We start from the raw sequence: 10,308 nt of genomic DNA, 5'->3' as shown, positions 1-10,308 counted from the left end.
ATACCCGAGGACACCTGCCAGGTTCACGTGCGGCGCAACCTGCGCCATCTAACGAAGGGCCTGGACGGTCTCGCCGCCGCCCCCGAGGTGGGCGCCCCCCCCCCCCCCCCCCCCGCGCCGGCCGCCGCCCCCGCGACCCCGGTGCCCGCCCCGCCCGCCGCACCCGCGCCCGCCCCGCGGCCCGCGCCCCGCCCGCTGCCGCCCAGCCCCCTCACCATGGAGATCCCGCTCCCCGAGGAGCTCATCAAGGGCAAGCCGCTCAGCGGCGACTCCGCCGCCCGGCGCACCGGCCGCTCGCTGCGCCGGCTCGTCGGCTCCTCGGCCACCCGCGACGTGGCCGAGGCCACCCGCCTGGCCCAGGCCCTCCAGCAGCCGCTCACCACGGGCCGTCAGATAGCCGTCACCAGCATCCGCGGCGGCGCGGGCAAGACCACCGTGGCCGCGCTCCTCGGCCGTACGTACGCGCACTACCGCCAGGACCCCGTGCTGATCCTCGAGGCCGACGCCGCGCTCGGCACCCTCCCGGCCCGGCTCGGCGCCGCCAAGGTGAAGTGGACGGTCGCCGACCTCGCGCAGATCGTCGATCCCTCGATGCGGCTGACCGACGTCATCGGCTACCTCGTCCAGCTGCCCGAGGGCGGCTGGCTGCTGCCGGGCAGCCAGGGCCACGTCGGCAGCCGTCTGGAGCTGGCGGACTACCGCGCGGTGATGGTCGCGCTGCGCCGCTATTTCGGCATCACCGTCGTCGACTGCGAGACGCTGCCCAGCGAGCTGTCACGCACGGCGCTGTGGGCGGCCCAGGCCCGGGTGCTGGTCGCCCCCGCCACCGTCGAGGGTGTGGTGAGCACCCGCGCGGTGCTGGACTGGATGGCGTCGCTGGGGAGGCCCGCGATGCTGGAGGGAACTGTGGTGGTCGTCGCCGCGTCGTCCCCCCATATGACGCTCGACGTGAGCGCGGCAAGCGAACATCTGGGGCTGGAGGGGGTGAAGGTGCTGATGCTTCCCTACGACCGGCATCTCGCCGCCGGCGGTCCGGTGCGCGACGAGCTGCTGGGCCAGGCCACCCGCGAGGCCGTCACCGAGCTGGCCGCGGAGGTCCTCGGCCGGGCGATGAACAGGCGGCACACCCGATGACGACCCGCCTGGTCCACCGCCCCGCCCGTACCACCCGGCCCCAGGCCGTCCCCGCCGCCCGCACCATCGAACCGCCGCCCAACCTGCCCGAGGGCAAGACCGGCGGCGCCCTCCACTCCCTGATGCCCATCGCGGGTGTGATGAGTTCCGTCGTGATGATGACGGTCGTCCGCAACAGCCAGTTCGCCGCGATCGGCGCCATGGTGCTGGTGGTCACCGTCATCGGTTCGGTCGCCATGATGCTGTCGCAGCGCGGCAAGGCCCAGCGCACCCGCCGTCAGCAGCGTGAGCGCTACCTGGACTACCTCGAGGAGCTCCGCGAGGAGCTGGTCGCCGAGGAGCGTGGGCACCGGGCCGCGGCCCGGGTGCTGGACCCCGCCCCCGAGGCGCTGTACGACGTCGTGCGCGACCCCGCCCGGCTGTGGGAGCGCCGCCGCCTCGACGCCGACTTCCTGCGGGTGCGGGTGGGCACCGGCGAGATGCCGGTACGGCCCCTCGTCGTCGGGCTGCCCGGCGGCAGCGTCCTCACGCCGCCCGACCAGTTCATGCTCAATGAGGCCGGGGCGCTGAAGAATCGATTCACTACGGCGGTCGACCTGCCTCTGACCGTTCCCCTGGACCGCGTCGGCAACATCAGCGTCGTCGGCGACCGCGACGGCGTCCTGCGCGTCGCGCGCGCCCTGCTCACCCAGACCGCGGTCCTGCACGCCCCGGACGACGTCGGTCTCGCCCTCGCCTGCCCCGACGAGCGGATGGCCGACTGGGGCTGGCTCAAGTGGCTGCCCCACACCCTCGACCCCGACGAGTTCGACGGGCCCGTCAGCGCCCGCCGTATCGCCCCCGGCATCGGCCGGCTCGCCCGCCTGATGCAGCGCGACCTGCGCGCCCGCGCCTCCTACGCCGCCGAGGTCCGGCGCGGACTGTCCGGCCGCGAGGCCCTGGACATGGCGAGCCGGCTCCTGGTCGTCAGCGACGGATACGGGCGGGACGCCCGCGACCTGCCCACCCCCGACGAGGCCGTACCCCTGCCGGACATGGGCGTCACCGTCCTCCACCTGGTGGCCGAGCGCGTTCAGGAACCCGGCCAGGTCTCCCTGCGCATCACCGTCGACGGCGACGACGTCCATGTCGAGGACCTGCGCCAGGGACCGCCCGTCACCGCCCACGGCACCACCGACCCGGTCACCGCGGCGGGCGCCGAGGGCATCGCCCGGCTGCTCGCCCCGCTGCGGCTGTCGGCCGAGTCCCTCGTCGACGCGCCCCTGTCGGGCCCCGTCGACTTCATGGAGCTCCTCGGCATCGACGACCCCGCCGCCCTCGACATCGGCCGGCTCTGGCAGCCGCGCGGCGAACGCGCGTTCCTGCGCGTGCCCATCGGCGTCGGCGACAACCGCGAGCCCGTGCTGCTCGACCTCAAGGAGTCCTCCGAACTCGGCATGGGCCCGCACGGCCTCTGCGTCGGCGCCACCGGCTCCGGCAAGAGCGAACTCCTGCGCACCCTCGTCCTCGCGCTGGTGGCCACCCACCCGCCCGAGGACCTGGCCATGGTCCTCGTCGACTACAAGGGCGGCGCCACCTTCGCGCCCTTCGCCGACCTGCCGCACGTCGCCGGCGTCATCACCAACCTGGAGAACCAGGCCGGCCTCGTCGAGCGCGTCCACTCCTCCCTCGCCGGCGAGGTCCAGCGCCGCCAGCAGGTCCTCAAGGACGCCGGCAACGTCGCCGACATCGGCCACTACGCCGCCCTGCGCGAGACCCGCCCCGACCTGGAGCCGCTGCCCCACCTCTTCGTCGTCATCGACGAGTTCGGCGAGCTGCTCACCGCCAAGCCCGACTTCATCGACCTGTTCCTGTCCATCGGCCGCATCGGCCGGTCCATCGGCGTGCATCTCCTGCTCTCCAGCCAGCGCATCGAGGGCGGCAAGCTCAGGGGCCTGGACACCTACCTGTCCTACCGGCTCGGTCTGCGCACCTTCTCCGCCGACGAGTCCCGCACCGTCCTCGACACCGCCGACGCCTTCAACCTGCCGCCCATCCCCGGCTTCGGCTACCTCAAGGTCGACGTCAGCGCCTACGAGCGGTTCAAGGCCGGCTTCGTCTCCGGCCCCTACCGCGGCCCCGTCCGGCGCGACGCCGAGGACGCCGCCCCCACCGTCTGGCCGTACCCGGACTTCAACACCCTCGGCGACCCCGAGGACCGGCCCGCCACGGGGAGCGAGGAGCCGGCCACGCGCCACCGCGACCCCGGGCCCACCACGATGTCCGTCGTCGTCGACCAGCTGCGCGCCGCCGCCGCGCCCACCCGCGCCATCTGGCTGCCGCCGCTGCCCCGGGCCATCGCCCTCGACACCGCCGCCGGGCCGCTGCGCGCCGGAGACCGGGGCATGCAACTGGCCGTGCGCCCCGGCCCGCTGAAGGTCCCGCTCGGCGTCCTCGACGACCCCGCCCGGCAGTGGCAGGGCCAGTGGATCCTCGACCTCACCGTCTCCGGCGGCCACGCCGCCGTCGTCGGCGGACCGCAGTCCGGCAAGACCACCCTGCTGCGTACCTTCGTGCTGTCGCTCGCGATGACGCACACCCCGCGCGAGGTCGGCGTCTACGGGCTCGACCTCGTCGGCGGCGGACTCGCCGCCCTCGCCGGGCTGCCGCATGTCGGCGGGGTCGCCGGCCGCGCGGACCACGAACGCGCGGCCCGCACGGTCGAGGAGGTCCGCGGCATGCTCGCCGTCCGGGAGGAGCTGTTCCGCGAGCACGGCATCGACTCCGTCGAGCGGCTGCGCGACCTGCGCGCCGAAGGCCGGCTGCCCGAGCTCGCCTCCACCGAGATCGTCCTCGTCATCGACGGCTTCGGCGCCCTGCGCGACGACTTCGCCGAGCTCGAGGACGCCGTCACCGACCTCCTGCGGCGCGGCGGCGGCTACGGCATCCACGTCGTGGCGTCCATGCTGCGCTGGAACGACGTCCGCATCGCCACCCAGGCCACCTTCGGCACCCGCGTCGAGCTGCGCCTGAACGACCCGGGCGACAGCAGCGTCGACCGCAAGCTCGCCGAGACCCTCGGTCCGGACGAGCAGGGCCGGGCGCTGACCGACGGCAAGCTCTTCGCGCAGACCGCGCTGCCCCGCATCGACGCCCTCGCCACCACCGCCGGGCTGGGCCCCGCCGTCGAACAGGCGGTCGCGGTCATCGCGTCGGCCTGGTCCGGCGAGGGCGCCCAGCCCGTCCGCGTGCTGCCCGCCCGGATCCCGGTGGCCGCGCTGCCGCCGGCGACCGCCGAGCCCCACCGGGTGCCCGTCGCCCTGGACCAGACGGCGCTCGCGCCCGTACTGCTGGACCTCTTCCGGCGCGACCAGCACCTGCTGGTCCTCGGCGACAGCGAGTGCGGCAAGAGCAACCTGCTGCGGGTCGTCGCCCAGGGACTGATGGAGCGCTACTCGGACGAGGAACTCGTCTTCGCCGTCATGGACCCGCGCCGCGGCCTGCGCACCCTGGTGCCCGAGGAGTACCGCGGCGGCTACGCGCACAACGCCCGGCTCTGCGGCGCCCTGGCCACCGGCATCGCCACCGAGCTCGAGAAGCGCATGCCCGACGACCTGGCCGGCCAGGACGCCCTCGCGTCCGGCACCTGGTTCACCGGCCCGCGCATCGTGATCCTCATCGACGACTACGACGTCCTCACCACCGCCGGGCAGCAACCACTCGCGCCCTTCCTGCCGTTCATCCCCTCCGCCCCGGACATCGGTCTGCACTTCGTGGTCACCCGCCGTGTGGCGGGCGCCTCGCGAGCGCTGTACGAACCGTTCCTGATGACCCTGAGGGAGAGCGGCACGACGGCGGTCGTCATGACCGGGGACCGGCAGGAGGGCCAGCTCTTCCCCGGCGTCTACGCCGCCGCCCAGCCGCCCGGCCGGGGCACGCTCGTCCGCCGCGGCGAGCCGGTCCGGCTCATCCAGACGGCGCTGGCCGCCGACGACGACAACGACACCACGGGGACCCACCGATGACCAAGGACGTGATCGCCCTCACCGAGCGGATGCCGGACGCCTGGAGCGTCCTGGCGGGGCTGCTCTCCGGCGGGCCGGACCTGCGGGTCGGCACGGCCTCGGACGATGCCGTGATCCAGCTGTGCGACGAGGAGGGCCGGCCGCTGCTGTCGGTCGAGGCGCCGCTGCTGCTGCGGGTGCCCGGCGAGGCGGCGCGCCTGCTGGGCGTCGACGAGAAGAGCCTGGGGGAGGGGCCGCTGTGGTGGGTCGAGGCCCGCGCCTCGACGGCCGTGCCGGCGGCCGAGCCGCTCGCCGGCACGTTCGCGGCCCGCCTGGCCCATCTGCTCGGCGGCCGGGTCTGGCCGCCCGGCGCACCCGGCACGGACGCGCCGGGCACCCCCGTCGACACCTCCGGCATCACCACCGTGCCCGCCCCCGCCGCGGCGCAGCCCGCCGTCGACGTCCTCACCGACCGCACAGCCGTGGTCCTCCAGGACCGCCCGGTCATCGCCATGACCAGCTGGCTCTCGGAAGTCCTGCGGGCCGCGGCGGAGAGCGAGCGCGGCCTGCAGATCGTCACCCCCGGCCACAGCCGCCTCTCCCTGGCCACCCGCACCCTGCTCACCGCTCCGCCCTCCCGGTGGGTCGTCCAGGACGATCGCATCGGCTACTACGACGGACTGTCCGGCGCGGTGCTGCGCTGGCAGGACGGAGCCTTCGCCCCCGCTCGGGACGAGAACGGCGAGACGCCGGTCGCCCCCGCCTTCGGCGACGTGGAACGCACCGACGACCGACAGCTCCTGCTGTCCTTCCGCACCCGCCACCGGGCGGACGACCAGTTGGTCCTCGGCGGCGCCCTGGAGACCGCCTGGCAGGCCCTGACCGGCACCCTCCCCGCGGGCTGGGGCACCGCCGAACCGGCGAACCTGCCCTGGTCCCGGCGGCAGCTGACCACCCTGGCGCACGAGCGCGCCCCCGAGCCCACCTGGACCGTCGTCGTGGGCACCCCCGACCGGCCGGCCCAGGCCACCCTGCGCGTCGTGCGCACCTCCGAGGGCGTCGAGGAGGACGTCACCCTCGCCGTGGGCCACGGTCCCGGCGAGCCGGTGCCCGTGGCGGGGCTGCGGCGGCTCGCCGAGGAGCTGGTGACCCGGTACGGGGTGCGGTCCATGCTGTGCCAGCTGCGCGAGGCGCGACGCGACCTGAGCGTTCCGCCCCGTTTCGAGCGACCGCCCGTGCCGCTCGCCTTCGTGCTGGGCCCGGACGAGGTCCGCGAGGTGGGCCGGGACCACGCGGGCGCGCCGCCGCTGGAGGACGCCCCGATACCGCTGGGGCCGGCGGCCCGGCCGGGTTACTACTACCCGCTGGGGGACGGCACCACCGCGGCCGGCTGGACGGCCTTCGAACGACTCGTGCGTCATCTGCGCTCGTCCGAGACCGAGGAGCGCTGACGGACCCGTCGCGAGGGCGACGGGAGAGCCGGCCGGTACGCGAAGGGGCCCGGCGTCGGGATGACGACGCCGGGCCCCTGTTCTTACGTTCATACGTAGGGCTACACGCATACGCGGGGCTGCACGTTCCTACGTGAGGCTACGACTGCTTGCGGAACGCCCAGTCCATGCGGGGTTCCATCGCGAAGCGGAAGACGCGGCGGACCGGTGGGGTGCACAGCAGGGTCATCACCGCGATGGCCAGGACCGTCACCACGACCTCGCCGACCGGCTTGCGGATCCAGTCGGCGGCGTCGTACCACTCCCACCAGCGCGAGAGCTTGATCAGGAAGCCGTGCAGCAGGAAGCCGTACAGGGTGCCGCCGCCCAGCGCGGTGAACCATGTGGTGCGGCGCGGGACCCAGGCGAGGAAGCAGGCCGTGAGGACGGCGGCGCAGGCGAAGAGGGCGAGGATCACGATCGGGGCGGTCCAGGCGGGCTCGTGGAGGTCCTGGGCGCTGTCGTTGTGGAAGAACCACTCCGTGTTCAACTGCCGGGGCTGCCAGTAGGCCACCGCGATCGCCGTCGCGAAGACCGGGAAGGCCGCGATCCGCACCCAGCGGCGGCGCACCAGCTCGAAGTGCGAGCGCTTGAGGTGGAGGCCGATCACGAAGAAGGGCAGGAACTGCAGCACCCGCTGCATGTCGAAGTCGTTGCCGACCTCGGGGGACATCGCGGCCAGGATCGCGATCACGAACGAGATCGGCACCGGCCAGCGCACGACCTTCCAGATCGGCGTGGTCAGCCGCCAGATGAAGAGCGCCGCGAGGAACCAGTTCAGGTACCAGGGGTTGGTCAGCGAGATGGGCTCCGGCGGGGCGTCCTCCGCCCAGTGCTGGAAGTAGGTGTAGCCGACCTCGAAGAGCACGTACGGCACTACGACACCCGTGATCAGCCGTTTGACCTTGGCCGGGCTCAGGTCGAAGCTACGCGAGAAGTAGCCGGATATGAGGATGAAGGCCGGCATGTGGAAGGCGTAGACCGTGTAGTACAGCGCGCTCGCGGCGTTGCTGGTGTACGTGAGCGGCTGCCAGGCGTGACCCAGGGCGACCAGGACGATCGCCAGGTACTTCGCGTTGTCGAAGAAGGGGTCGCGCCCCGCCGGGGTGCCGGTCGCGGCGGCGGGTGGCTCGGGAGCGGGGGCCACCGTGGCAGGAGTGGCGGTGGGGGACATTCGAGGCACCCTAGCGGCGGATCGGGAGCCGGTAAAACCCTCGCCCCCGGACCGCCCCGGCCGGGCCCCGGAGTGTGCTTCTCCTGACGGAACCATGAGCGGAACTATGGTCGGACTTTTACTCCGTCCGCATGGATTCCGGCCGTGGCGGGTCCGAGGGACCTCCGGCAATCCTCCGATGCTCCGTCACACACATCCCTACGACCGGGGAGTTGGTGGCACGATGGTCGGGAAAGTGGGGGGTGCACGGGACGTCGAGGCTCCCGGGCCCGGTCAGGCTTCCGAGCGAAGGTGTGATCAGTTGTGGCCATTTCACTGTCCGTGGTGCTGCTCCTGGCGATCATCCTGGTGGTGATGATCCGCAGCAACAACATCAAGGCGGGGCCCGCGATCGTCGCCATCCTCTTCGGCTTCTTCCTGGCCTCCACGGCCATGGCGCCGTCCATCCAGAAGTTCCTGGACTCGATCGCCCAGACCATAAACGGGATCAAGTTCTGAGGTCAGCGGCTCAGGAACGAAGAATGCCTCCGGCCGGGGCCGGAGGCATCGTGGAGCGGGCGACGGGAATCGAACCCGCGTAGCCAGTTTGGAAGACTGGGGCTCTACCATTGAGCTACGCCCGCGTGCGCCGCCCCGGCGCGAAAGGCGCGTGACGGCACGGAGTGCATCGTAGCGGGTCCGGAGCGCGCATCGCACACCCGCCCCCCGACCCCCGTCCGGGCTGCGGATAAGCGGCCTCCGGCACCCCCGGGGGCATGTACCCTACGTCTCGCACCGACGGGGTGTGGCGCAGCTTGGTAGCGCGTCCGCTTTGGGAGCGGAAGGTCGTCGGTTCGAATCCGGCCACCCCGACCAGCAAGATCACATTGTGGGGCCCATCCTGCTTGCGGTTACTATGCAAGCTGCGCGTCTGTGTGTCTCTCTACCGGGCGCGATCCGCTGACCATCAACATCCGATGACCAGCAGAAACCCAGCAGTCAGCCCCAAGGAGACCGAACCGTGAAGAGCGCCGTGGAGACCCTGAACCCGACTCGGGTTCGGCTCACTGTCGAGGTGCCCTTCGAGGAGCTCAAGCCCAGCCTCGACGCGGCGTACAAGAAGATCAACAAGCAGGTCACGGTGAAGGGCTTCCGCCAGGGCAAGATCCCGGCCCGTGTCATCGACCAGCGCTTCGGCCGCGGTGCCGTGCTGGAGGAGGCCGTCAACGACGCGCTTCCGAAGTTCTACACCGAGGCGGTCAACGAGGCCGACCTGAACCCGCTGGGTCAGCCCGAGGTCGACATCACCGAGCTGAAGGACGGCGAGCTGCTCTCCTTCACCGCCGAGGTGGACGTCCGCCCGGCCCTGGAGATCCCGGACTACTCCGGCATCGAGGTCACCGTCGACGCCGTCGAGGTCACCGACGAGGACGTCGAGAAGTCGGTCGAGCAGCTGCGCGACCGCTTCGCCACCACCTCCCCGGTCGAGCGCGCCGCCGCCGACGGTGACATCGTCACCGTCGACCTGGAGGCCAAGGTCGACGGCGAGGTGCTGGAGGACGGCGTCGCCGCCGACGTCGACTACACCATCGGTTCCGGTCAGCTGCTCGACGGCATCGACGACGCCGTGAAGGGCCTGGAGGCCGGTGCCTCCGCCACCTTCACCTCCCAGCTCAAGGGCGGCAGCGCCGAGGGCAAGGACGCCGAGATCAAGGTCGACGTCAAGGCCGTCAAGGCCCGTGAGCTGCCCGAGCTCGACGACGAGTTCGCCCAGCTGGCCAGCGAGTTCGACACCCTCGAGGAGCTCAAGGCGGACAGCCGCAAGCGCCTCGAGCGGATGAAGAAGTTCGACCAGGCCACCCAGGCCCAGGAGAAGGTCCTCGAGGAGCTCATCAAGCTCATCGAGGTGCCGATGCCCGAGAAGCTGCTCGAGGACGAGGTCAACACCCGTAAGCACAACCTCGAGCACCACCAGCTCGGCCAGATCGGCATGACCCTGGACAAGTACCTGGAGATGCAGGGCAAGTCCGCCGAGGAGTTCGAGGCCGAGCTCAAGGAGCAGGCCGAGAAGGGCATCAAGACCCAGTTCATCCTCGACGAGATCGTGAACAAGGAGAAGGTCGGCGTCGGTCAGGACGAGCTCACCGAGCACCTGATGCGCCGCGCCCAGTCCTCCGGCATGAGCCCGGACCAGTTCGCGCAGGCCGTCGTCGAGCAGGGCCAGGTCCCGATGCTCGTCGGTGAGGTCGCCCGCGGCAAGGCCCTCGCGACCGTCGTCGAGGCCGCCACGGTCAAGGACAGCAACGGCGAGGTCGTCGACCTCGAGGACGAGGACGAGACCGAGTCCGCCACCGAGACGGTCGAGGCCGTCGAGGGCACGGACGAGGCCTGAGCCTTCGCGCTCGGCGCCGGGCCGCTCGGCTGAGCGGCCACGGCGGTGCCGGCGGGTGGCGCGAGGCGGGTCCTCGCGCCGCTCGTACGGCCCTGTGACCCGGACGGGCCCGGACGCAGCCCCCAGCCGCCCCGTGCGGAGGGGGCGCGTCCGGGC

At 72.4% G+C, this 10,308-nt stretch carries 6 protein-coding genes and 2 tRNA genes; 6 read left to right on the top strand and 2 right to left on the bottom strand.

Going from position 1 to position 10,308, the window contains the following annotated elements; genetic code table 11:
* Window positions 1–216 precede the first annotated feature (216 nt).
* From AC07BS_RS09795 to AC07BS_RS09785, 3 genes are read left to right on the top strand one after another with little or no spacing between them, the layout of a single operon-like run.
* Window positions 217–1,134, top strand: a complete 918-nt coding sequence (locus AC07BS_RS09795; protein WP_478931271.1) for a CpaE/TadZ family protein — start codon at window positions 217–219, stop codon at window positions 1,132–1,134.
* Window positions 1,131–5,138 (top strand): type VII secretion protein EccCa, encoded by a 4,008-nt coding sequence (gene eccCa, locus AC07BS_RS09790; protein ID WP_478931269.1) that lies wholly within the window; start codon window positions 1,131–1,133, stop codon window positions 5,136–5,138. The genes AC07BS_RS09795 and eccCa overlap by 4 nt, the downstream gene beginning before the upstream one ends.
* On the top strand, window positions 5,135–6,568 hold the full coding sequence (locus tag AC07BS_RS09785) for a DUF6177 family protein (protein WP_478931267.1): 1,434 nt from the start codon (window positions 5,135–5,137) through the stop codon (window positions 6,566–6,568). The genes eccCa and AC07BS_RS09785 overlap by 4 nt, the downstream gene beginning before the upstream one ends.
* Before the next feature lie 139 nt (window positions 6,569–6,707).
* Here the strand turns inward: AC07BS_RS09785 and AC07BS_RS09780 are convergent, their stop codons facing one another.
* Window positions 6,708–7,781 (bottom strand): acyltransferase family protein, encoded by a 1,074-nt coding sequence (locus AC07BS_RS09780; protein ID WP_478641623.1) that lies wholly within the window; start codon window positions 7,779–7,781, stop codon window positions 6,708–6,710.
* 303 nt (window positions 7,782–8,084) lie between these two features.
* On the opposite strand from AC07BS_RS09780, the gene AC07BS_RS09775 reads away from it, so the two are divergent.
* Entirely contained in the window at window positions 8,085–8,279 is a 195-nt protein-coding gene (locus AC07BS_RS09775) for a hypothetical protein (protein ID WP_478641621.1), read from the top strand.
* A gap of 51 nt (window positions 8,280–8,330) precedes the next feature.
* Here AC07BS_RS09775 and AC07BS_RS09770 read toward each other — a convergent pair.
* Window positions 8,331–8,404: transfer RNA gene (locus tag AC07BS_RS09770), tRNA-Gly, on the bottom strand.
* A gap of 155 nt (window positions 8,405–8,559) precedes the next feature.
* Between AC07BS_RS09770 and AC07BS_RS09765 the strand changes: the two genes are divergently transcribed.
* Window positions 8,560–8,636, top strand: a tRNA-Pro gene (locus tag AC07BS_RS09765).
* 145 nt (window positions 8,637–8,781) lie between these two features.
* Window positions 8,782–10,152 carry a trigger factor gene (gene tig / locus AC07BS_RS09760; RefSeq protein ID WP_478641619.1) on the top strand — a complete coding sequence of 457 codons (1,371 nt, stop codon included), beginning with the start codon at window positions 8,782–8,784 and terminating at the stop codon, window positions 10,150–10,152.
* Window positions 10,153–10,308: the final 156 nt, after the last annotated feature.

It is taken from the genome of Streptomyces sp. NPDC044063 (assembly GCF_056434285.1).
This window is presented reverse-complemented; position numbering and strand designations above follow the sequence as displayed.